Genomic DNA, 22,693 nt, shown 5'->3' with positions numbered 1-22,693 from the left:
CGCACTGCAACAAATTCACGTCAGATTCACCTGCAACCTCTTGCCTCATTCGCCGGGACGGCGTACGCGCCGCCTATGTGTGAGTGATCGATCACTCACTGTTTAGCACATCCGTCGAGGACGTTCATGAAAAAAAGCACGGCTCCATTGGCACTGGCGCTCATTCTTTCGGCCTGCGGCGGGGGTGAGCAGCAGCCGCAGCAGGCACCGCAAGGGCCGCCGCAGGTGGGCTTCGTGACCGTGCGCACCGAACCGGTGACGCTGACGACGCAGCTTCCCGGCCGCACGGCGGCGTTCGAGACGTCCGAAGTCCGTCCGCAGGTCAACGGCCTGATCCTCGCGCGGCTGTTCCAGGAGGGCGATTACGTCCGCCGTGGCCAGCCATTGTATCGCATCGACCCCGCACCCTATCAGGCAGCGGTGGCGAGCGCCCGCGCGGCGCTGACCCGCGCGCAGGCGGCGATCGCATCGACCCGCAATCTTGCGCGACGCTATGGCGAACTGGTGAAGATCAACGCGATCTCACGCCAGGAATTCGAGAATGCGACCACCACCGCGCAGCAGGCCGAGGCCGATATTGCAGCGCAGCGCGCAGCGCTCCGTCAAGCGCAGATCGACCTGTCGCGCACGACCATCACCGCGCCGATCTCCGGCCGGATCGGGCGGTCGGTATCGACCACCGGCGCGCTCGTCTCGGCGGCGCAGACCGAGGCGCTGACGACGATCCAGCGGCTCGACCCGGTCTATGTCGATATTCAGCAGTCGAGCGCCGACGTGCTGAAGCTGCGCCAGCAGTTGATGGGCGGCGACCTGTCGCGCGGCGCCGCCGCGTCACGGGTCCGGCTGAAGCTGGAGGATGGCAGCACCTATCCGATCGAGGGGACGCTGCGCTTCACCGACGTGACGGTCGATCCGGCGACGGGGACGCAGGTGATCCGCGCGGTCTTCGCCAATCCGCGCGGGCTGCTGCTGCCGGGCATGTACGTCCGCGCCGAACTGGTCGAGGGAACGCAGGGCGACGGCATCCTCGTGCCGCAGCGCGCCGTCACCCGCGATCCCAAGGGCAATGCCACCGCGATGGTGATCGGGCAGGATGGCAAGCTCAGCCCGCGTCCGCTGACCACCAGCCGCACGGTTGGCGATGCGTGGCTGGTGACGGGCGGGCTGAAGCCCGGTGACAAGGTCGTCATCGAAGGCGCGATGAACCTCCAGCCCGGCACGCCCGTCAAGGGCTATCCATGGACGCCGCAGACGGCAGGGCAGGCACCGCAGGGTGCGGCCGCCCCGGCCGGCGGCGCGCCCGCTTCTCAGGCACAGGCGAAATAAGCCCCATGTCTCGCTATTTCATCGATCGACCCATCTTCGCATGGGTCATCGCCGTCGGGCTGATGCTGTTCGGCATCCTTGCCATCCGCTCGCTCCCCATCGCGCAGTTCCCCGAGATCGCGCCGCCCGCGGTCTCGATCTCCGCCACCTATCCGGGTGCGGACGCGACCACGCTGGAAAACACGACGACGCAGATCATTGAGCAGCAGCTCAAGGGCATCGACAATCTTCGCTATTTCTCGTCCTCGTCGTCGTCGGCGGGCACCGTCACCATCACGCTGACGTTCGAGCAGGGCACCGACCCCGACATCGCGCAGGTGCAGGTGCAGAACAAGCTGCAGGCGGCGACTCCGCTGTTGCCGCAGGAAGTGCAGCAGCAGGGCATCCGCGTCGCGAAATCCTCCGCCAGCTTCCTGCTGGTGGTGGGGCTGGTGTCGCAGGACGGCAGCAAGAGCGCGTCCGACCTCGCCGACATCATCTCGTCGCAGATCCAGGACCCGATCAGCCGGGTGAGCGGCGTGGGTGAACTCCAGATTTTCGGATCGCAATATGCAATGCGCATCTGGGTCGATCCGCTCAAGCTCAACAATTACGCGCTGACCATGGCCGACGTTACCCAAGCGGTGCAGGCGCAGAATGCGCAGGTTTCCGCCGGGCAGCTCGGCGCGCAGCCCGCGCCCAAGGAGCAGATGCTCAACGCGACGGTATCGGTCCAGTCGCGGCTCCAGACCCCCGAACAGTTCGGCAACATCCGCCTGAAGACCAGCGTCGGCGGCGCGGTCGTCCGGTTGAGCGACGTCGCCCGGGTCGAACTGGGTGCCGAGAACTACGGCTTCTCGACCCTGTGGAACGGCAAGCCGGGTGCCGGCTTCGGCGTCCGTCTGGCCCCCGGTGCGAATGCGCTGGGCACCGTCGATGCGGTGAAGGAGCAGATGGAGGAAATTCGCAAGAATTTCCCTGCGGGGATCGACGTGATCTATCCGCTCGACACCACGCCGTTCGTGCGGCTGTCGATCGAACAGGTCATCCACACGCTGGTCGAGGCGGTGGTCCTCGTCTTTCTCGTGATGTTCCTGTTCCTCCAGAACTGGCGCGCCACGCTGATCCCGACGATCGCGGTGCCCGTCGTGCTGCTCGGCACGTTCGGCATCATGGCGCTGGCCGGGTTCACCATCAACACGCTGACGCTGTTCGGCATGGTGCTGGCGATCGGCCTGCTGGTCGATGACGCGATCGTCGTCGTCGAGAACGTCGAACGCCTGATCCAGACCGAAGGACTGTCCCCGAAGGAAGCCGCGCGCAAGTCGATGGACGAGATCACCGGCGCGCTGGTCGGCATCGGCCTGGTCCTGTCGGCGGTGTTCCTGCCGATGGCGTTCTTCGGCGGGTCGACCGGCGTCATCTATCGCCAGTTCTCGATCACGATCGTCTCGGCGATGGTGCTGTCGGTGCTGGTCGCGTTGATCCTGACGCCCGCACTGTGCGCCACGATCCTGAAGCCGCACGACCCGGACAAGCACCACAGCACCAGCCGGAACCCGATCGCCCGGTTCTTCAACCGCTTCTTCGACTGGTTCAACCGGACCTTCGACCGGGGCACGCAGAAGTACGAACGGGGCGTGGGGCGCACCGCGCGCGGCTGGAAATGGTCGATGCTCGTCTATGCTGGCATCGTCGCCGTCATGGTGCTGCTGTTCGTGCGGCTGCCGTCGGGCTTCCTGCCGGACGAGGACCAGGGCGGTGTCGTCGTGCTGGTGCAGGGACCCTCGGGTGCCAGCTCCGCGCGGACCGAAGTCGCGCTGACCAAGGTGCGCGAGCATTTCCTGAAGAACGAAGCCGCCAGCGTGACCGGCGTGTTCACCATCAACGGCTTCTCGTTCGCGGGGCAGGGGCAGAATACCGGCCTGGCGTTCGTCCGGCTGAAGGACTGGGCCGAACGACCGGGAGCGCAGAACAGTGCGCAGGCGATCGCCGGGCGCGCCATGGGAGCGCTGTCGGGATATAAGGATGCGATGGTCTTCGCGATCGTGCCGCCTGCCGTGCAGGAACTGGGCAACGCCACCGGCTTCGATCTCCAGTTGGTCGATACCGGCGGGATCGGGCATGAGCGGCTGGTCGCCGCGCGCAACATGATGCTCGGTATGTCGATGCAGAACAAGGCGGTGGCGCAGGTGCGTCCGCTCAGCCTCGACGATGCGCCGCAGCTCAGGATCGACATCGATCAGGACAAGGCCCGCGCGCTCGGCCTCGACCTGGGGCAGATCAACAGCACGCTCGCGAGCGCATGGGGTGGGGCCTACGTCAACGACTTCATCGATCGCGGACGGGTGAAGCGGGTCTATATCCAGGCGGACGAACCCTATCGCCAGCGCCCGGAAGACCTTGGTGCCTTCTTCGTGCGCGGCGAGAACGGACAGATGGCTCCGTATTCGGCCTTCTCCACCGTCAACTGGACGCAGGCACCGGCACAGCTCACCCGCTACAACGGGCAGCCGGCGATGCAGCTACAGGGTGCGCCGGCGCCGGGCACCAGCACCGGTGCGGCGATGAAGGCGATGGAGGAAATCCATGCCAAGCTGCCGCCGGGCACCTCGCTCGAATGGACCGGCCTGTCCTATGAGGAGCGGTTGTCGGGCGGGCAGGCGCCGGCGCTCTACGCGCTGTCGCTGCTGATCGTGTTCCTGTGCCTCGCCGCGCTGTACGAAAGCTGGTCGGTGCCGATCTCGGTCATGCTGGTGGTGCCGCTGGGCATCGTCGGCGCGCTGTTGGCGGCGATGCTGACCGGGCTGAACAACGACATCTATCTCCAGGTGGGCCTCATCACCACGATTGGCGTGTCGGCGAAGAACGCGATCCTCATCGTCGAATTCGCCGAGGAACGGATGGGCGACGGCAAGAGCCCGATGGAAGCGGCGATCGAGGCGGCGAAGCTGCGGCTTCGGCCGATCCTGATGACGTCGCTCGCCTTCATCTTCGGCGTGCTGCCGCTCGCGCTGTCGACCGGTGCGGGTGCCGGTGGGCAGAACGCCATCGGCCGCGCGGTGGTGGGCGGCATGTTGTCGGCGACGATCCTCGCGATCTTCTTCGTGCCAATGTTCTTCGTCGTCGTGCTCCGGCTGTTCGGACACGGTGGCAAGGATCAGGGCGGCAAGAACGAAAAATCGGCCAATCGCGACATCGAACCCGATGGCGGCAACCACGCCTCCGACGGCGGCAAAGCGCCGCAGGAGGCATGACCATGGGCAAGCATATGATGACCCTGCGTACCCTGGCGATCCTCGGCGCGACGACCGCGCTGGCCGCCTGCAATCTCGCGCCCAAGAATGTCCGGCCCGACGGCGCGATCCCGCTGACCCTGCCGCAAGGCGGGGCCTATCCGCCGCTGGGGCCCGAACAGGCCGATGTGACGAAGATCGGCTACCGCGAGTTCTTTACCGATCCCCGGTTGCAGGCGGTGATCGCCACCGCGCTGGAGAACAACCGCGACTTGCGCGTGACGGCGGCGAACGTGCTGCAGGCGCGCGCGCAATATCGCATCACCCGCGCCGACCGGGTGCCGACGACCGCGGTCAACGGTGGCGTCACCTATACCAACAACCCGTTCGGCGCGCTGGGCGGGGCGGGTGGTGCCGGAGCCGGTGGCGCGAGTGGCGGTGCCGCCGGCGGGGTGCCGGCGCAATCGTCGGGCAATCTCGAAATCTATCAGGCGTCGGTCGGCTTTTCGGCGTTCGAGCTCGACCTGTTCGGCCGGGTCCGCAATCTGAGCCAGGCCGCGCTCCAGCAATATTTCGCGACCGAGGAAGCGCAGCGCGCCGCCCGTATCGCGCTGATCGGCGAGATCGCGACCGCGTGGCTGACGATGGCGTCGGATCAGGACCAGTTGCAGATCTCGCGCGATACGCTGGCCAGTTTCGGCCGGTCGCTGGAGTTGACGCGGGCGCAGTTCCGCGTCGGCGTCATCTCCGAGCTGGAGGTGCAGCAGGCCGAAACCAACTATCAGCAGGCGCGCAGCGACATCGCCACGCTGACCGCGCAGATCGCGCAGGACCAGAATGCGATCAACCTGCTCGCCGGCACCACCGTGCCGGCCGAGCAACTGCCGACGACGCTGGGCGCGCAGGACCCGATCCTGACCGACCTGCCCGCCGGCGTTTCGTCGCAGGTGCTGCTGCGCCGGCCCGACGTGTTGCAGGCCGAACGGCAGCTCTATGCCGCCAACGCCAATATCGGCGCGGCGCGGGCGGCGATGTTCCCGACGATCTCGCTGACCGCGACGCTGGGGACGATCAGCACCGCGCTCGGCGGGCTGTTCGGCGCGGGAACCGAGAATTTCTCGATCTCGCCGACCGCCAGCCTGCCGTTGTTCGACGGCGGCCGGCGCAGGGCGAACGTCGAGGTGGCGCGCGCGCAGCAACTGGGCGCGGTCGCGACCTATGAGGATACGCTCCAGACCGCGTTCCGCGAGGTGGCCGACGCGCTGGCGACCCGCGGCACGATCGGCGAGCGGCTGTCGGCGCAGACCGCGCGGGCGGCCGCCGCGACAACCGCTGCCCGGCTGTCCGATGCGCGCTACCGCGCGGGAATCGATTCGTTCCTGACCACGCTCGATTCGCAGCGGACCAGCTATGCCGCGCGGCAGACGCTGGTGCAGACCCGGCTGGCGCGGGCGACCAACCTCGTCACGCTGTACCGGACGCTGGGGGGTGGATTGAACTAAACGGCACACCCCTTGCATCGCGCGGCGATCGGCATATCCTCACTCTATAATATAGGAGAGGAACGATGGCTGGAATCGAACCGCGCGATGCCGTGGGTGAACAGAGCATGGTGATCTTGCAGAGCCTGCTCTGCCTGCTGCGCGAGAAGAACCTGCTCTCGCGTGCCGACATCGAGGATCTGGCGGCGAAGGTGGCGATGCGCGCCGCCGATCGCGAGCGCGATCCGCTGCCGTGCCAGAGCGATGCGGTGGTCGCCGCCGCATCCGAGATGGACCGGCTGGGCGCCTATATCGGCGGGCGCTACGGCGGCAAGCACCGGCGGATCTGAGCGCCAACGGCCGCGATCCCGCGACCGGTGGTGTCATGACCGCGTCAGAATTTGCGGCGACAGGCATCCCCGATCCGGGGTCGGGCGTTGATACGACGTCCGGTTGAACCGGGCGATTGTCAAACAGGGCGGATACCGCCCGCGAGAGGTTAGCGTGTCTTTGATCGGCCCGGACGAAATGTCCTACTTCGTGCGTCGTGCGGAACAGCAACTGGAACTGGCGCAGCGCGCCGACCATGCCCAGGTGGTTCACGCCCATTACGAACTGGCCAACCTGTACCTCGACATTGCCTATGCCGATCAAGGCGTTGGTCAGCCGGAGCCGGTCGCCAACGCGGCCTGACCGGTACTTGGCCGTGCCGGAACGCGGTGGCCAAAGTTTACAAACTTTACACTCGTGACGCGATTTGTGGTCAGATTGTGGCGGATGGATGTGGTTGCGGCCCGACCTTCACGTGCGTTTGGCGGTGGTGCTGCCAAGCTGTTGCGATATTTGAATAATATGGTCGTGAGTGGCGGGGTGTGCGTAGAGGTGCGCGGCTGCTTCGGCATTTCCTTTTCCCTTGGATAGAAGAGAGATGCTGAAGTTTGCTGGTCAGTGCAGACTGTGGCCGATCGACATTCGGTCGGACAGCGGCTCCTGGCATCTCCCCTCCCTGACAAGGGAGGGGCCGGGGGTGGGTTGGCCTGTTGTGGAACGCTTACGTTTCCTCTCGAGCCGACCCACCCCCAACCCCTCCCTTGTCAGGGAGGGGAGCAGGTTGAAGGCACTTGCTGAATGTCGATCCAGTCCCGGCCTTCGCTGTGCAGTCATGTCAAAGAGCGGACGCGGTTTCGCGCGTTGCCGACACTCTGACAAATTCCGCCGTTGTAGGACAGCTACCCGGCGCGCCATGCGCCGGGCGGGGGAATCACTCGCCCGACTGGTTCGACATGACGTCGTCGACCGGGGCGTCGTCGGCCGGCGGGGTCGGTTCGCCGCGGGTGCTGCGCGAGGTCAGGCCGGTGGCCGAGGCGTCGTCGAGGACCTGCTGGTCGGGCTCGACCGGCGGCGGGGGTGGCGGCAGGTCCTCGACCGGGGCAGCGGCGGTCGCGTTGCCGACGATGTCGGGTACGGGTTCGTAGCTGACGTCGGTGTTGGCTTCGACCGGCGGCGGTGCCTCCTCGTCGAACGCGCTGTTCTCGATCGGCGCCTCGTCGACCGTGTCGTTCGAGCAGGCGGCAAGACCCCCGGCGAGCAGCAACGCGCTGCCCGCCAGCATCAGCCTACGAAATTTCCGGTTCATTCGTACCCCCTTCATCGCGCGGCGACCTGCATCTTGTCCGACCGCGCGGCGATCTTGTTGGCGAGGACGCCGTCCCATTTATAGGGGTCCTCGCGGAAGCTCATCGTGCCGTTGGGCGTGGCGAACGCGGTCCAGTAGAGGAGGTACACCTTCACCGGATTGGCGACCTGCGCGCGCACCGTCTTGCCCGAGGCGAGCGTCGCGTCGATCTGCGTATCGGGCCATTGCGGCGTGGTGCGCAGCAACAGCCGGGCGAGATCCTCGGGCTTTTCGAGGCGGACGCAGCCATGGCTGGCAAGGCGATCGAACTTGGCGAAGCCCGACTGCGCCGGGGTGTCGTGGAGATAGACCGCGAACGGATTGTCGAAATCGAACTTGAACCGGCCGAGCGCGCTGCGCTCCGACGCCTGTTGCAGCCGCTTGCCACCATTGCCGGTGTCGATCACGCGGAAGCCGTTGCGCCGGAGATAGCCGGGGTTCGCCCGCTCCTTGGGCCACAGTTCCTTGTCGGCGATCGACGACGGCACGTTCCATGGCGGATTGAGCACGATCGAATGGATCGTCGAGGTCAGCATCGGGGTTTCATCGCCCGGACGGCCCGTCACCGCCTTCATCGACGTGACCGGCTGATCGCCGTCGAACACGGTCAGCACGGCGGCGGCGATGTTGACCTGAATCCGATCCTTCTCGAGCTGCGTCGGCAGCCAGCGCCAGCGCTCCATGTTGGCCTTGATCTGCTTGATCCGCTCGCCGACCGGTACGTTGAGCGAGGCGATGGTCTGCGCGCCGACCTGTCCGGCGGGGTTCAGGCCATAGCGGCGCTGGGCGCGACGCACCGCATCGAGCAGCGATGCGTCGAACATGTCGCCGCTGGCCGAAACCTCGGAATCCTCGGCGGCGAGGCGCTTGCGCAGCGCCGCGACCTGCGGTCCTCGACCGCCCAGTTTCAGTTCGGACCCGGCGCCGATCGTGCCCCAGCCGCCCGCCGCCTGAATCTTGCGATAGCGCGCGAGGCCGGCGACCAGCGTGTCATAGCCAGCATAGGGCGGCGGCAGCGCGGCGACCCACGATGCAAGCCGGTTCTGCGCCACGGCGGCGCGCAGCGAGGGGAGCGGATCGAACGGCTGCGGCCGCATCGCCCAGTCGGTCTGGAAATCGGCGGTGTCGAGCCGGCCCGAACGGACCGCGCGGGCATGGTCGAGCGCTGCCTGCACCAGCGCCGGGCCGGTCAGCGAGGCGAGCGCGGGTTCGCGGTCCTTCAGCCCCTGCGCCACTTCGTCGCGGGCGATCAGCCGGGCGAGTTCGCCTTCTTGCGCCGGGGTGAGGACCGGCACGCCCATGGTAACGCCGGTGGTCTGCGGCAGCGTCGGCACGACCGGCGGCGGCAGTACCTGCGCGCCGGCGGCGGCAGTGCAGCCGAGCGCGACGCCCGCCATCAGCAGACGGCGGGCCGGAGTTACGAAGCGGTGGCGGTTGTGGAAAATCGCTCTCATCCTTGACACTTTACGGGTGCGGGCCGGTCTATCGCTACCGATGCTGCCGCACGATGAACCGTTTCCCCTTTGCGGCGCATCATAGCACAGGGCCGGGGGCGTTTCGCACCCCCTGAATGGCGAAGATTCACGACAAATGCCGCTTGTCGAGTTTTCTGGCCAGCGTGCGGCGGTGCATCCCCAGCCGCCGGGCCGCTTCGGAGATGTTGAAGCCGGTGTCGGCCAGCGTCTGGTGAATATGTTCCCATTCCAGTGTCTTGATCGAGGTGGGGGCGGCGGTCAGGTCGGCGGCGACATTGCCCTCTACCTTGGCGAAGGCCGCCTCGATCTCGTCGGTGTTGGCGGGTTTGGTGAGATAGTTGGTCGCGCCGAGCTTGATCGCCTCCACCGCCGTCGCGATGCTGGCAAAGCCGGTCAGCACGACGATCCGCATCGCCGGATCGATCGCCGACAGCGTCGAGACGCAGGCGAGGCCCGACGCACCGCCCAGCCGCAGGTCGACGACCGCGAAGCCGGGATCGAACGCGCGGGCAAGGTCTTCCAGCCGGTCGGGACCGCCGGTGACTTCGACGGCATAGCCGCGCCGCTCGAACGATCGGCATAGCGTCCGGGCGAAGGTGGCGTCATCCTCGACGATGAGCAGGCGGGGTGCAGTCATCGCGGTTTCTCCAGCGCGAGTGATTCGATCGGCAGGACGAGGGTGGTTTCGGCGCCGCCGCTCTCGCGGTTCACCGCCTCGATCGTGCCGCCCAACGGACGCAGCACGTTGGTGGCGAGATAGAGGCCGAGCCCGGCACCTTGCCGGTCCTTGCTGGTATTGTACGGCTTGCCGAGGCCGGCGAGGATGGCGGCGGCGAAGCCGGGGCCGTCGTCGCGGACCGACAGGCGCAGCATCGCCCCGTCGCGCAGCGCGACCAGCGCGATGGCGCGGCCGCCGGCCTCCACCGCATTGTCGAGCAGGTTGGTGATCGCCTGCGCCAGCGCGCGGTCGGCGACGATCGGCACGTCGGGGCCGAGCCGGTCCTCGAAGGTAGCGCGCGCCGGATCGCTGCCGCGCCAGCGGTCGAGCGTGGCGGTGAGGAAGGTGCGCAGCGTCGTGCGGGTCGGGGCTTCGCCGGTGACTTCGCCGGCGGCGAACAGGATGCCCGAGACGATGTCCTTGCAGCGCGCGATCTCGCCACGCATGTCGTCGACTTCGGCGGCGAGGCGCGGGGATCGGCGGATCGCGGGTTCGGTCTTCCAGTCGCCGAGCAGCACCGAGATCGACGAGAGCGGCGTGCCCAGTTCGTGCGCGGCACCGCTGGCGAGCAGGCCCATGCGGACGATATGTTCCTCCTCGACCGCGCGGTTGTGGAGCTGGGCGACCTTGGCATCGCGGTCGCGCAGGTTGGCGGCGATGCGGGTGACGAAGGCGACGAGCAGCGTCGCGGCCAGCACGAAGTTGATCCAGTTGCCGATGAGGTACGCATCGGAGAGGTTGCTGGCATAGCCCGGCGGCAGGCCAAGCGGGCGATAGACGACCGCGAGCAGCGCGAAGGCGGCGCTGGTGATCGCGACCAGCGCCCAGTTCCACCATTGCGGCAGCAGGATCGCGCCGATCACGACCTGCAACAGATAGAGCGAGACGAACGGATTGCGCGCCCCGCCCGAGAGATAGAGTTGCGCGGTAAGCGAGGCGACATCTAGCACCAGCGCGGCGAAGATGGGCAGGTTGGTGTCGCTCCAGCGCGAGCGGCGGGCCAGCGTCAGCAGGTTGAGCAGCACGAGGCCCGCCAGCACCCCGGCCATCGGAAGTAGCGGCAGGCGGATGCCGAGCAGCCCGTCGACGACGAGGATCGTGGCGAGCTGTCCGCCGACCGCCAGCCAGCGCAACTGCACCAGCAACAGCATGTTGCGCCCGACGCCGTCGGCGGGCGGCAGGAAGCGCGGCGGCAGGAGCGGGCGGGCGGGCTGCATAGGCGGTATGTAGGGCGGCGGGGGGGCGGGCGGTAGGTAGCGGTGCTGGCTCCCCTCCCTAACAAGGGAGGGGCTGGGGGTGGGTAGGCTGCTTGTAGAGCGCCTACGTTCCCTCGCAACCCAACCCACCCCCGACCCCTCCCTTCCAGGGAGGGGAGAAGGTTAGCCTCGCCGCCGGGTCGCCCACCATGTCATGCCGCCCAGCAACGCGGCGAGGCCGAACCATGTCAGCGCATAGACGAGATGGTTGTTGCGGAAGGTAACGACGGTCAGGCCACCGCGCGGCCAGCCGGTGCTGGCGCCCGCGTCGATGAAATAGGGGGCGACCGGCGCGACCCCGCGCTTCGCCGCGATCGCGCCCACGTCGCGCGAAAACCAGCGGTCGGCGGCGGGATCGTTCGATCGCAGGAACGCGCCGCCCGGCTCGGTCAGGCGCAGCAGCCCGCGCACGGTGACGGGAGTGGTCGGTGGCGGAACCTTGCCGCGCTGGGCAGGGGGCACGAAGCCGCGATTGACCAGCAGGGTGAAGCGTCCGGTGTCGAGCGGAGTCAGCACCCAGAAGCCGCCGCCAAGCACGGTCACGGCCTGGACATAGCTGTCGCTGGCGGGGCGATACCGCCCGGTGGCGACCACCGGGCGGTATTCGTCTTGTCCGCCGACCGGGGTTCCCGGCGGCGGGGCGGGGACCGGCGGTGCTTTCAGCATCGCTTCGGTCCGCGCGATCAGGTCTAGCTTCCAGGTCCGGCGCTGCAACTGCCACAGCCCCAGCCCGATCAGGCCGGCGATGACGAGGGCGATCAGCCCGCCCGACAGCGCGCGGCGCAGGGTCACATCGAGCTCATGTCTCCGCCCATCTGCGGCATCATGTTGACGTTCATGTGATACATCACCCACAGCGACCCGGCGATGGTGATGCCGACCAGCACGACCGTGAAGATCAGCGCCATCAGCGTCCAGCCGTTCTCCGACTTGGTGTTCATGTGCAGGAAGTAGATCATGTGGACGACGATTTGCACCACCGCGCAGACCATCACGAGCCCGGCGGTCAGGCGCGGATCGGCGATGACGCCGCTCATGACCAGACCGAAGGGGATCGCGGTCAGCACGACCGACAGCAGGAAGCCGATGACATATTCGCGGCGCGAGCCATGGGCGGGGGCGTCGCCGTGGCCGCCATGGCCGTGATCGTGGCCGTGGCTGTGCGCGTCGTGGTGGGCGTGGCCGGCCATCAGAGGACTCCCAGCAGATAGACGAAGGTGAAGACGCCGATCCAGATGACGTCGAGGAAGTGCCAGAACAGCGACAGGCACATCAGCCGGCGCATGTTGGCCGCGCCGAGGCCGTGCTTGGCGACCTGCACCATCAGCGTCGTCAGCCAGACGATGCCGAAGGTGACGTGCAACCCGTGGGTGCCGACCAGCGTGAAGAACGCCGAGAGGAACGCGCTGCGCTGCGGGCCTGCGCCTTCGTGAATCAGGTGGCTGAATTCGTACAGCTCAATGCCGAGGAAGCATGCGCCGAACACGCCGGTGATCGCCAGCCAGCGCAGCGTCGCCGCCTTCTTGCCCTCTTCGGCGGAAATCATCGCGAAGCCGTAGGTGATCGACGAGAACAGCAGCATCGCGGTGTTGAGCGCGACCAGCGGCAGGTCGAACAGCTCCTTGGCGTCCGGGCCGCCAGCGGTGCTGCCCGAATAGACGCCATAGGAGGCGAAGAGCATGGCGAAGATGAGACAGTCGCTCATCAGGTAGAGCCAGAAGCCGAGCATCGTGCTCGACCCGGCTTCATGTTCATGCTCCTCCGCCAGATGATAGGCGCGCTCCGACGCGCCTGCGGGGATTTGTACCGACGAACCCATGGTCTTTACGCCCCCGCGGCCTGGAGGTCGGCGGTACGCCGCGCCTCGGTCTCGATGACTTCCTCCACCGGAATGTGGAAGTCGCGCTTGTAGTTGAAGGTGTGAACGATCGCGGTGCCGATCACGGCGACGAACGCCAGCGCCGCCAGCCACCAGATGTACCAGACCATCGCCAGACCGAACACGGTCGACAGGCCGGCCAGCACGATCCCCGCCCAGGTGTTGCTCGGCATGTGGATGGCGGTGAAGCCGTCCACCGGCCGGGCGTATTTGTGGCTCTTCATGTCATACCAAGCGTCGAGATCGTGGACGACCGGCGTGAACGCGAAGTTATAGTCGGGCGGCGGCGACGAGGTGGCCCATTCGAGGCTGCGCCCGCCCCATGGATCGCCGGTGAAGTCGCGCAGCTTGTCGCGGTTCATGATGCTGACCGCGATCTGCACCAGGAAGGCGGCAATGCCGACCGCGATGATCGCGGCGCCGATCGCGGCGATCACGAACCAGATCTGGAGCGACGGATCGTCGAAGTGGCGCAGGCGGCGGGTGATGCCCATCAGCCCCAGCACGTAGAGCGGGGTGAAGGCGACCCAGAAGCCGACGAACCAGCACCAGAAGCTGATGAGGCCCCATTTCTTGTCGAGCTTGAAGCCTAACGCCTTGGGGAACCAGTAGTTGATGCCGGCGAACATCCCGAACACCACGCCGCCGATGATGACGTTGTGGAAGTGGGCGATCAGGAACAGCGAGTTGTGCAGCACGAAGTCGGCGGGCGGCACCGCGAGCAGCACGCCGGTCATGCCACCGACCGTGAAGGTCAGCATGAACGCGATCGCCCACAGCATCGGCAGTTCGTAGCGGATGCGGCCACGATACATGGTGAACAGCCAGTTGAAGATCTTCGCGCCCGTCGGGATCGAGATAATCATCGTAGTGATGCCGAAGAACGAATTGACGCTCGCCCCCGACCCCATGGTGAAGAAGTGGTGCAGCCACACGAGGTACGATAGGATGGTGATGACCAGCAGCGCGTAGACCATCGACGTATAGCCGAACAACCGCTTGCCCGAGAAGGTCGACACGATTTCCGAGAACACGCCGAACGCCGGCAGGATCAGGATGTAGACTTCCGGGTGGCCCCAGATCCAGATCATGTTCACGTACATCATCGGGTTGCCGCCCAACGTGTTGGTAAAGAAGTTGGTGCCGACATAGCGGTCGAGCGACAGCATCGCGAGCACGGCGGTGAGCACCGGGAAGGCGGCGACGATCAGGATGTTGGTGACGAGCGCCGACCAAGTGAAGATCGGCATCTTCATCAGGCCCATGCCCGGCGCGCGCATCTTGACGATGGTCGCGATCAGGTTGACGCCAGACAGCAATGTGCCGACGCCGGCCAACTGCAATGCCCAGATATAATAGTCGACCCCGACGTCGGGCGAATAATCCAGCCCGGACAGCGGCGCGAACGCCAGCCAGCCGGTGCGGGCGAATTCGCCGACGAACAGGCTGGCCATCACGATCACCACACCCGACGCGGTCATCCAGAAGCTGAAATTGTTCAGAAACGGGAACGACACGTCGCGCGCGCCGATCTGCAAGGGCACGATGTAGTTCATCAGCCCGGTGACCAGCGGCATCGCCACGAAGAAAATCATGATGACGCCGTGGGCGGTGAACACCTGGTCATAATGGTGCGCGTTCAGAAAACCTTCGTTCTGGCCGAAGGCGATCGATTGCTGGGCGCGCATCATGATCGCGTCGGCGAAGCCGCGCAGCAGCATGACGATGCCGAGGATCATATACATGATCCCGATGCGCTTGTGATCGACGGTGGTGAACCACTCCTTCCAGAGATAGCCCCACAGTTTGAAGTACGTCAGCGCCGCCAGCACCGCCGCGCCGCCGATGGCGACCGCCGCGAAGGTCATGACGATGATCGGTTCGTGGATCGGGAAGCTTTCGATCGTGAGACGACCGAAGATCAGCTTGGTAAGGGTATCGGACATGATGTGTCTCAGCCTTGCGCCGAAGCGGGGCGGCCCGGCATCGCGCGCGGTGCGATGCGGGTCATGTTACGGTTCTTGGCGCTGCCCGGCTGGTTGCTGCCGGGCGCGGCCTTCGACCCTTCGGGGGCGTCGCCGCTGCTGTGCGGGCTGACGCCATAGTCGGACGGGGCCTTTTCGAGCGCGCCCTTGGTATCCTCGCCCTGCGGCGGCAGGCGGTTGTTGGTCGGCCCGCCCAGCGCGCCGTCAGGGCCGCCGTGGTGCATGCTCTCGGTCATGCACGGCGTGCCGGGCTTCACGCACATCTGGACGATGCGGGTGAACAGGCCCTGCTCGACACCGCCGAAGCCCATCGGCGCGACCTTCTCGCTCGGCCGCTCCAGCACCAGATAGCGCTGCGTGTCGAGCCGGTTGGGCATCGCCTTCACGCCCGCGACGAAGCGGTCGAAGCCCGCCTGGTCGGTGCTGGTCGTCTTGAAGTTCATGTAGGAGAAGCCGGCACCGCTATAATGCGCCGACATCCCCTCGAACGTGCCGGGACGGTTCAGCACCGCGTGCAGCTTCGTCTCCATGCCGGGCATCGTGTAGATCATGCCGGCCATCGCGGGGACATAGAAGGTATTCATCACCGACGACGATGACAGGCGGAAGCGGACCTGCCGGTCGACCGGGATCACCAGCCGGTTGACCGTCGCGATCCCCTGTTCGGGATAGATGAACAGCCATTTCCAGTCGAGCGAGACGACCTGGATTTCCAGCGGCTGCTGCCCCTGCGGCACCGGCTTGCCCGCCGAAATCTGTCCGATCGGACGATAGGGGTCGAGCAGATGGGTGCTGATCCACGTCAGCGCGCCCAGCGCGATGACGATCAGCAGCGGTCCCGACCAGATGATGAGTTCCAGCCCGGTCGAATGGTCCCAGTCGGGTTTGTACGTCGCCTTCTCGTTCGCGGCGCGATATTTCCACGCGAACCAGACGGTGAGCACCATCACCGGAACGATGATGAGCAGCATCAGGCCGACCGAGATCATCAGGACGTCGGCCTGCTGGCGCGCGACATCGCCGGCGGGATTGAGCACGACCATGTCGCAGCCGGCGAGCGCGGGCAGGAGCCCGAGCGGCAGGAGCGAACGCAGTGGCCGGTGCCACGGAAGCGAGCGGGGCTGGATCATGCGCGCGACCTATGCTGCCCGATGCTGCACTGCGATAGGACATTTTGTCCTATCCCGGTGTTTGGTGCATTGCGATAACGGGCGCATATCCTGTCTACACCCGCGCGCATGCCGCGCCGCATGCTTGGAGTCCCCATGGCCGAGGCCTTCGTCCATTCCCGCGACCTCGAGGCCGATGCCCGGGCGGTCAACACGTCCGGCAACGGCGAGGACCAGATCAGCGTCCAGTCCGAGGAGATCGCCATCGGCGTCATCATCGGGCGCACCTCGGAATTCTTCGACTTCTTCGTCTATGCGATCGCATCGGTGATCGTGTTCCCGCAGTTGATGTTTCCGTATGTCGACCGGCTGACCGGCACGCTCTATTCCTTCGCGCTGTTTCCGCTGGCGTTTTTCGCGCGGCCGATCGGCACGTTGCTGTTCATGGCGATCGACCGGCGGCACGGGCGCGGCACCAAGCTGACGATCGCGCTGTTCCTGCTCGGCACCTCGACGGTGGCGATGGGCTTCTTGCCCAGCTATGCACAGGTGGGCGCATGGTCGGCGATCCTGCTGGCGGCGCTGCGTATCCTTCAGGGCATCGCGCTGGGCGGCGCATGGGACGGTCTCGCCTCGCTGCTGGCGCTCAACGTGCCGCAGGACCGGCGCGGCTGGTATGCGATGATCCCGCAGCTTGGCGCGCCGCTCGGCCTGATGGTGGCGAGCGCGCTGTTCGCGTTCTTCACCGCTTATATGAGTGCCGAGGATTTCATTAGCTGGGGCTGGCGCTATCCGTTCTTCGTCGCCTTTGCGCTGAACGTCGTGGCGCTGTTCGCGCGGCTGCGCATCGTCGTAACGCCCGAATATACCGCGCTGTTCGAGAACCGCGAGCTGAAGGCATCGCCGGTGCTGCCCACGGTCGGCCGCGAATGGAAGACGATCGTGATCGGCGCGCTGGTGCCGCTGGCCAGCTTCGCGCTGTTCCATATGGTCACGGTGTTCCCGCTGTCGTGGATCTTCCTGTTCACCGAACAGGAGATCGCCCGTTTCCTGTGGATCGAGACGGCTTGCGCGATCTTCTTCATCTTCGCGATCGTCATTTCGGGCGTGCTGGCCGATCATGTTGGTCGGCGCACGCTGCTCGGCTTCGGCGCGGTCGCGATCGCGCTGTTCTCGGGACTTGCGCCGCTGCTGCTGAACGGTGGCGATGCGGGCGAGATCGCGTTCATGATTACCGGCTTCATCCTGCTCGGGCTGTCGTTCGGCCAGTCGTCGGGCACGGTGGCGGCGAACTTCGCCAAGGATTCGCGCTACACCGGCGCTGCGCTGACCTCCGATCTCGCGTGGCTGTTCGGCGCGGGCTTCGCGCCGCTGGTGGCACTTGCGCTGGCGGGCAAGCTGGGGCTGTTCGCATCGGGGCTGTACCTGCTGTCGGGTGCGGTGGGTACGCTGGCGGCGCTGGCGCTCAACAAGGAACTGGCGCGTCGGCTGGATTGACCGGAGCGTGCTGAGTTTGCTTGCGCTGGCGGTGGCGAGCCCCGCCGCCGCGCAGGTGTGGCCGGTGCAGCGCGAGGCCGAGGCGCTGGCGGTGGATGCCGCCGAGGTGGCGCGGACCGAAGGCGGCACGGCCGAAGCCGCGCTCGCCGAATTGCGCGCGCAGGGGGCGAGCGTTGCGCTGACCGAATGGATCGAGGGGGCGTATCGCGACCGGCTGGCCGGGCTGTCGCTCGATAGCGGTGGCGATGTCAGCGTGCTGCTGACCGGGCGCAAGCCTGTCGCCGACATGATGGTGCAGGCGGGCGAGGCGACCGTCGCGGTGCGCTTCCGCACCGGGGCGCGGGCCACCCGCGACCAACTGCTGGCCGCGATCCGCGAGCATCAGGCGGCGATCCGCGCGATGCTGGCACGGCCCCCGGCGCTGGGCATCGACGCGCGGCGTGGCGAGCTGGTCGTGATGATCGGCGGGGCCGATGCGGCAGGCGACCGCGAGCAATTGCGCAAGCGGATCGAGCGGCTGACCGACGTGCCGGTGCGACTCGCCCCCGCCGACCGGCCGGACGGATTGCTCGCCGGTACGGCGGCGCTTGATGCTCCGCCGTCGCCGCTGGTCGGGCCGGTGGTGCCCGGCGGATCGCGGGTGGTGGGGCCGGACCCGGTCGATGGCCGGCGCTATATCTGCACCACCGGTTTCGGGGTGAGCGACGGCGCGCGGACCGCGATCGTCACCGCCGCGCACTGCCCCGACACGCTGGAGCATATCGCGACCGACGGATCGCGCATTCCGTTGCCGTTCGTCGGGCAATGGGGCTGGGGGTTTCAGGACGTGCAGGTCAATCTGTCACCGCTGGCTGACCGGGCGGTATTCTTCGCCGATACCGCGCGGACGCAGGTGCGGCAGGTCGAGCGTCAGCGGGGCCGCGCGGCGACGCGGGTCGGCGACCTCGTCTGTCACCGGGGCGAGCGCAGCGGGTATAGCTGCGCGCGGGTGCTGATGACCGATTTCGCGCCGTCGGGCGACCTGTGCGGCGGTGCGTGCCTGCCGATGTGGGTCGCGGTCGCCGGACCCAGTTGTCGCGGCGGCGACAGCGGCGGGCCGATCTTCATCGGCACGACCGCGATCGGGCTGTTGAAGGGGAGCAGCTATCGCGGCGACCGGTCGTGCGGCTTCTATTACTATATGCCGATCGACTATCTGCCCGAGGGATGGCGGCTGCTGACCGTGCCGCGGCCGTGACCGGCGCGATCCCCGCCGCCACGCTGATCCTGCTGCGCGACCGGGCCGGCGCGCTGGAGGTGCTGATGGTCGAGCGGGCGGCGGCGATGGCGTTCGCCGGCGGGGCGATGGTGTTTCCCGGCGGGCGGATCGACCCCGGCGACCGCGCGTTGGCGCTGGCGATGGGAGACGAGGCTCTGGCACCACGACTGGCGGCGATCCGCGAGACGATCGAGGAAGCGGGCATCGCGATCGGCGTGGCGGGCGAGGTCGCGGCGATGCGGGCGGCGCTGGCGGGAGGCGAAGTGCTCGGCGCGATCGGACCGGTCGATCCGACGCCGCTGGTCGAGTACGCCCGGTGGTTGCCCGACCGGGGCGTGAGCCGGGTGTTCGATACGCATTTCTATGTCGCGGCTTGTCCCCACGACGCCCCCGAACCGGTGGTCGACGGGACCGAGAACCGGAGCGCGGCATGGCTGCGGCCGGGCGCGGTGCTGGCGGCGGCGGAGCGGGGGGCGGCGAGCCTGTTGTTCCCGACGCGGCGGGTGCTCGAACGGCTCGCCGCACAGCGCGATGTCGCGGGCGTGCTGGTCGATGCCGCGCGCTGGCCGGTGCGGACGATCACGCCATGGGTCGAGCGACGGGCGGACGGCGACTGGCTGACGATCCCGGACGATCTTGGCTATCCGGTGACGGCCGAGCCGATGGCGCGGACGGTGCGTGGGTGAAGGCGCTGTCGACCGGTGTCCGCGCGCTCGTCTGGCTGGCGGTGCTGGCGGCGATCGGCTTCGCACTCTACGCCTTTGTCCGCAGCCGGCCGCAGGACGTGCCATGGACCCCGCTCGACCTGTCGCAGCCGATCGGCATGTTCACCCGCTCCAAGATCGGCGGACTGAAGGATGATTTCGCCGGATGTCGCGCGCTGCTGGATACGGCGGGGGTGCGCTACACCGCACTGCCGCCGCGCGATGGCGGGGCGCAATGCGGCTATGACGATGCGGTGCGGCTGAACGCCGGGGGATCGCGCGACCTTGCCTATGCCCCGGCCGGGGTTGGCGTGTCGTGCCGCGTCGCCGCCGCGCTGGCGCTATGGGAATGGCAGGTGGTGCAGCCTGCTGCACAGGCGCGCTTGCGCAGCGGCGTCGCGCGGATCGAGCATTTCGGCAGCTATAGCTGTCGCCGGCTCTATGGCCGCGATTCGGGGGCGTTCAGCGAACATTCGACCGCCAACGCGCTGGATATTGCCGCGTTCGTGCTGGAGGATGGGCGGCGGATCAGCGTGGTCGGCGATTGGACCGCCGGGCAGGGCAAGGCGGACGCCGACAAGGCGGCGTTCCTGCGCGACGTGCGCGACGGGGCATGTGGCGTGTTCTCGACGGTGCTGTCGCCCGATTACAATGCGGCGCACCGCGACCATTTCCATTTCGATCAGGCGAGCCGCGGGATGGGCGGGGCGTGTCGGTAGCCATTTGATCCGCCTGACGGCGGATGGCGGCACCAGCCCGCTCCCCCACCCGACCACCCAATCAGGATACGCTGTGGGTGGTCGGGTGGGGGAGCGGGCTGGTGCCGCAACTGGATCAATGCATCGGCGCGCCGGCCTCGACCTTTTCGACCCATGCCGGATAGAACACCGGCTGCCGCAGCGACCAGCCCGAGGCGGTGGCGGCGGCTTCGCTGAGCGACTGAAGCAGTTTGCGGCGCAGTTCGGGATGAAGATGCGGCAGCGCCGCCGACGCGCAGAACGCGGCGGGCAGCCATGGCCGCGCCTCGGCCCCGACCAGCCGTTCGTAGAGGAAGCGATAGGCGCCGAAGGTGGTCAGCCGCCCCTGTCCCAGATCGAAGGCGGTGACGAGCAGCAGCGGCGTCATGAACGGTTCGATCGCTTCGAGCCCGCTGTCGTCGGGGATGCAGGCGCGAATGTCGGGCAACCGGTCATAGACGCGCGCCTGCGCGCGGATGCTGGCCGCCTCCACCACGTCGCGCGACCAGCGCTTCATCGCATCGTCGCGGTCCAGCCCAACGTCGAGCGCGCGGCGGATATACCGTTGCGTGGCGGACGAGAAGCCCGCGAATTCCTTCATTTCCGCCAGCGTCATCGCGCCTTCGGCCGGTTTGCGTGCAGTCGCCATCATCCAAACTCCCACCCCGGATTAACCGACAGGAGATTGCCCGAAACTGGTTAACAGCTTGCTGAACGAACCGTTCGGGCAACGTCCCGCGATACATCCGAACATGGACGCTGCTGCATTGCAACAATTCCGTCATGCGGTTCGTCGCATTTGACCGGCGCGCGCAAAGCGTTGTCCCGAATCGACCAGGGCGTCGTCGGGCAGCCTGTCCGGGCGATGAACGGGCGGCGGCACGGCCCTGAGCCGTCGACCAACCGCCGGTCATCGCCGCGCAAACACGCTTCGTCGGAAAAGGTTCCGGTCGAGTCGTTGCCGGGGTTTCCGCCGGTAAAAAACCCTGCTTGGTACCGCTCACAGCGTAATTGGGGCCTGGGGGTCAGATGAGTTTTGGTGGTTTCGCAGCGCGTTTCGCGCTGATGGTGTTGTGCGCCCTGACGATGGTGGCTCCGGCGCAGGCCCGTTTCTGGCAGTGCGCCCCGTATGCCCGTGAAATCTCGGGCGTCGAGATCTTCGGCAACGCCCATACCTGGTGGAACCAGGCCGCCGGCAAGTACGAGCGTGGCCATGCCCCGAAGGAGGGGTCGGTCCTGTCGTTCGCCGCGACGTCGCGGATGCGTCTGGGCCATGTCGCGATGGTGTCGAAGATCGTCAGCGCGCGTGAAGTGCTGCTCACCCATGCCAACTGGTCGCGGCGCGGCGGCATCGAGCGCGACGTGCGCGCGGTGGACGTGTCGGCGGCGGGCGACTGGAGCCAGGTGAAAGTGTGGTTCGGGCCGCTCGGTGGCCTCGGCACCTCGTCCTATCCCACCAACGGCTTCATCTATTCGGGCCATGCCCCGCAGGTCAGCCCGTTCGACGCACCGCTGGTAATCGCCAAGGCGCAGCCGACGACGACGGTAGTGGTCGCCTCGGTCGCGCCGGTGCAGGTCGCCCGTGCGCTGCCGACCGGCCATGGCGCGCTCGACCGGGAAGTCGCGGCGCTCAAGTAATCGTCCGGCTTCGACGGCAAAGCCGGCCCGGCGCTTCCCCCAGAGCGCCGGGCCGGTTTGCGTTTGGGCATAGCCTCCAACGATCGTCGTTCCCGCGAAGGCGGGGATCCATAGACGCTACCGTTTCGATTCCAGCCGGAACGTCGGCGTGTATGGATCCCCGCCTGCGCGGGGATGACGAAGGACCGGGTCAGGCCGCGCGGAACGTCATCGCATCGCCGTTCATGCAGTAGCGCTTGCCGGTCGGCGGCGGGCCGTCGTCGAACACATGGCCGAGATGCCCGCCGCAGCGGCTGCACAGCACTTCGGTGCGACTCATCATCAGCGAGCGGTCGGTCCGGTCGACGACCGCGCCGTTCAGCGGCGCATAGAAGCTTGGCCAGCCGGTGCCACTCTCGAATTTGGTTTTCGAGCTGAACAGCGGGCGGGTGCAGCCGGCGCAGGCGAAGATGCCGGCGCGCTTCTCCTTGTTGAGCGCGCTGCTGTACGGCCGCTCGGTCCCCTCCTGCCGCAGGATCGCATATTGCGCCGGGGTCAGCCGCGCCTTCCACTGGGCGTCGGTCAGCTTGAGCGGGAAGTTCGGCGCGGCCTCGCTTTCGCCCGGCGCGCAGCCGATCAGCGCGGCGAGGCCGGTGAAGGTGGTGAGTTCGAGCAGGCGACGGCGATCGAGCGACATGGGCGATCCTTTCGAATCGCCCATGTGGTGCGAGCGCTACCATGCCGCAACGGCCCGGTACGGT

General features: G+C 67.2%; 21 protein-coding genes. 10 read left to right on the top strand and 11 right to left on the bottom strand.

All coding sequences use genetic code 11. The features are described 5' to 3' along the window. Positions 1 to 126 precede the first annotated feature (126 nt). From LRA89_RS08010 to LRA89_RS07990, 5 genes are all read left to right on the top strand, one after another. Positions 127 to 1,326, top strand: a complete 1,200-nt coding sequence (locus tag LRA89_RS08010) for an efflux RND transporter periplasmic adaptor subunit (protein ID WP_055762655.1) — start codon at positions 127 to 129, stop codon at positions 1,324 to 1,326. Between the two features lie 5 nt (positions 1,327 to 1,331). After that, on the top strand, positions 1,332 to 4,562 hold the full coding sequence (locus LRA89_RS08005; RefSeq protein ID WP_056496184.1) for an efflux RND transporter permease subunit: 3,231 nt from the start codon (positions 1,332 to 1,334) through the stop codon (positions 4,560 to 4,562). Positions 4,563 to 4,579: 17 nt separating this feature from the next. Then, positions 4,580 to 6,043, top strand: a complete 1,464-nt coding sequence (locus tag LRA89_RS08000) for an efflux transporter outer membrane subunit (protein WP_230769725.1) — start codon at positions 4,580 to 4,582, stop codon at positions 6,041 to 6,043. Positions 6,044 to 6,108: 65 nt separating this feature from the next. After that, positions 6,109 to 6,372 (top strand): hypothetical protein, encoded by a 264-nt coding sequence (locus LRA89_RS07995; RefSeq protein ID WP_055762647.1) that lies wholly within the window; start codon positions 6,109 to 6,111, stop codon positions 6,370 to 6,372. A gap of 154 nt (positions 6,373 to 6,526) precedes the next feature. Beyond that, the gene (locus tag LRA89_RS07990; protein WP_230769724.1) at positions 6,527 to 6,715 is read left to right on the top strand and encodes a hypothetical protein; all 189 of its coding nucleotides are present in this window, start codon (positions 6,527 to 6,529) and stop codon (positions 6,713 to 6,715) included. 568 nt (positions 6,716 to 7,283) lie between these two features. Here LRA89_RS07990 and LRA89_RS07985 read toward each other — a convergent pair. The 9 genes from LRA89_RS07985 to cyoA all read right to left on the bottom strand — a co-directional run bounded on the left by LRA89_RS07985 (position 7,284) and on the right by cyoA (position 16,140). Next, entirely contained in the window at positions 7,284 to 7,658 is a 375-nt protein-coding gene (locus LRA89_RS07985; RefSeq protein WP_230769723.1) for a hypothetical protein, read from the bottom strand. Between the two features lie 11 nt (positions 7,659 to 7,669). Further along, positions 7,670 to 9,094, bottom strand: a complete 1,425-nt coding sequence (locus LRA89_RS07980; RefSeq protein ID WP_443024950.1) for a L,D-transpeptidase family protein — start codon at positions 9,092 to 9,094, stop codon at positions 7,670 to 7,672. A gap of 184 nt (positions 9,095 to 9,278) precedes the next feature. Further along, the gene (locus LRA89_RS07975; protein ID WP_055762638.1) at positions 9,279 to 9,809 is read right to left on the bottom strand and encodes a response regulator transcription factor; all 531 of its coding nucleotides are present in this window, start codon (positions 9,807 to 9,809) and stop codon (positions 9,279 to 9,281) included. Beyond that, positions 9,806 to 11,107 carry an ATP-binding protein gene (locus tag LRA89_RS07970; RefSeq protein ID WP_230769721.1) on the bottom strand — a complete coding sequence of 434 codons (1,302 nt, stop codon included), beginning with the start codon at positions 11,105 to 11,107 and terminating at the stop codon, positions 9,806 to 9,808. The genes LRA89_RS07975 and LRA89_RS07970 overlap by 4 nt, the downstream gene beginning before the upstream one ends. A gap of 162 nt (positions 11,108 to 11,269) precedes the next feature. Beyond that, a complete protein-coding gene (locus tag LRA89_RS07965) occupies positions 11,270 to 11,932 on the bottom strand; it encodes an SURF1 family protein (RefSeq protein WP_443024949.1) in 663 nt (220 codons plus the stop codon). A gap of 2 nt (positions 11,933 to 11,934) precedes the next feature. Continuing rightward, on the bottom strand, positions 11,935 to 12,336 hold the full coding sequence (gene cyoD, locus LRA89_RS07960; RefSeq protein WP_230769719.1) for a cytochrome o ubiquinol oxidase subunit IV: 402 nt from the start codon (positions 12,334 to 12,336) through the stop codon (positions 11,935 to 11,937). After that, a complete protein-coding gene (gene cyoC / locus LRA89_RS07955; RefSeq protein WP_055762625.1) occupies positions 12,336 to 12,965 on the bottom strand; it encodes a cytochrome o ubiquinol oxidase subunit III in 630 nt (209 codons plus the stop codon). The genes cyoD and cyoC overlap by 1 nt, the downstream gene beginning before the upstream one ends. 5 nt (positions 12,966 to 12,970) lie before the next feature. Continuing rightward, positions 12,971 to 14,971: a cytochrome o ubiquinol oxidase subunit I gene (gene cyoB, locus LRA89_RS07950; protein ID WP_230769718.1), complete on the bottom strand. Its 2,001-nt coding sequence runs from the start codon at positions 14,969 to 14,971 to the stop codon at positions 12,971 to 12,973. 8 nt (positions 14,972 to 14,979) lie between these two features. After that, positions 14,980 to 16,140: a ubiquinol oxidase subunit II gene (gene cyoA, locus LRA89_RS07945; RefSeq protein WP_230769717.1), complete on the bottom strand. Its 1,161-nt coding sequence runs from the start codon at positions 16,138 to 16,140 to the stop codon at positions 14,980 to 14,982. 135 nt (positions 16,141 to 16,275) lie between these two features. Here cyoA and LRA89_RS07940 point away from each other — a divergent pair, with 135 nt between their 5' ends. Genes LRA89_RS07940 through LRA89_RS07925 form a run of 4 tightly spaced genes read left to right on the top strand, consistent with a single transcriptional unit; the run spans position 16,276 to position 20,297 of the window. Then, positions 16,276 to 17,616 carry an MFS transporter gene (locus LRA89_RS07940; protein ID WP_055762616.1) on the top strand — a complete coding sequence of 447 codons (1,341 nt, stop codon included), beginning with the start codon at positions 16,276 to 16,278 and terminating at the stop codon, positions 17,614 to 17,616. Positions 17,617 to 17,623: 7 nt separating this feature from the next. Then, complete coding sequence (locus tag LRA89_RS07935; RefSeq protein WP_230769716.1) at positions 17,624 to 18,853, top strand: S1 family peptidase; 1,230 nt, start codon at positions 17,624 to 17,626, stop codon at positions 18,851 to 18,853. Then, on the top strand, positions 18,850 to 19,560 hold the full coding sequence (locus LRA89_RS07930) for an NUDIX hydrolase (protein ID WP_230769715.1): 711 nt from the start codon (positions 18,850 to 18,852) through the stop codon (positions 19,558 to 19,560). Before LRA89_RS07935 ends, LRA89_RS07930 begins: the two co-directional genes overlap by 4 nt. Then, entirely contained in the window at positions 19,557 to 20,297 is a 741-nt protein-coding gene (locus LRA89_RS07925) for an extensin-like domain-containing protein (protein WP_443024944.1), read from the top strand. The genes LRA89_RS07930 and LRA89_RS07925 overlap by 4 nt, the downstream gene beginning before the upstream one ends. Positions 20,298 to 20,412: 115 nt before the next feature. Here the strand turns inward: LRA89_RS07925 and LRA89_RS07920 are convergent, their stop codons facing one another. Further along, positions 20,413 to 20,964: a hypothetical protein gene (locus LRA89_RS07920; RefSeq protein WP_230769714.1), complete on the bottom strand. Its 552-nt coding sequence runs from the start codon at positions 20,962 to 20,964 to the stop codon at positions 20,413 to 20,415. Between the two features lie 380 nt (positions 20,965 to 21,344). Between LRA89_RS07920 and LRA89_RS07915 the strand changes: the two genes are divergently transcribed. Then, positions 21,345 to 21,953: a CHAP domain-containing protein gene (locus LRA89_RS07915; RefSeq protein WP_230769713.1), complete on the top strand. Its 609-nt coding sequence runs from the start codon at positions 21,345 to 21,347 to the stop codon at positions 21,951 to 21,953. Positions 21,954 to 22,143: 190 nt separating this feature from the next. On the opposite strand, the gene msrB is transcribed toward LRA89_RS07915, so the two are convergent. Then, positions 22,144 to 22,629: a peptide-methionine (R)-S-oxide reductase MsrB gene (gene msrB, locus LRA89_RS07910; protein ID WP_056496530.1), complete on the bottom strand. Its 486-nt coding sequence runs from the start codon at positions 22,627 to 22,629 to the stop codon at positions 22,144 to 22,146. Positions 22,630 to 22,693: the final 64 nt, after the last annotated feature.

Source organism: Sphingomonas sp. Leaf4 (assembly GCF_920939515.1).
In the GTDB taxonomy this organism is placed as follows: Bacteria; Pseudomonadota; Alphaproteobacteria; order Sphingomonadales; family Sphingomonadaceae; genus Sphingomonas.
Note: the sequence above shows the minus strand (reverse complement) of the source record. Positions and strands in the feature narration are given on the sequence as shown.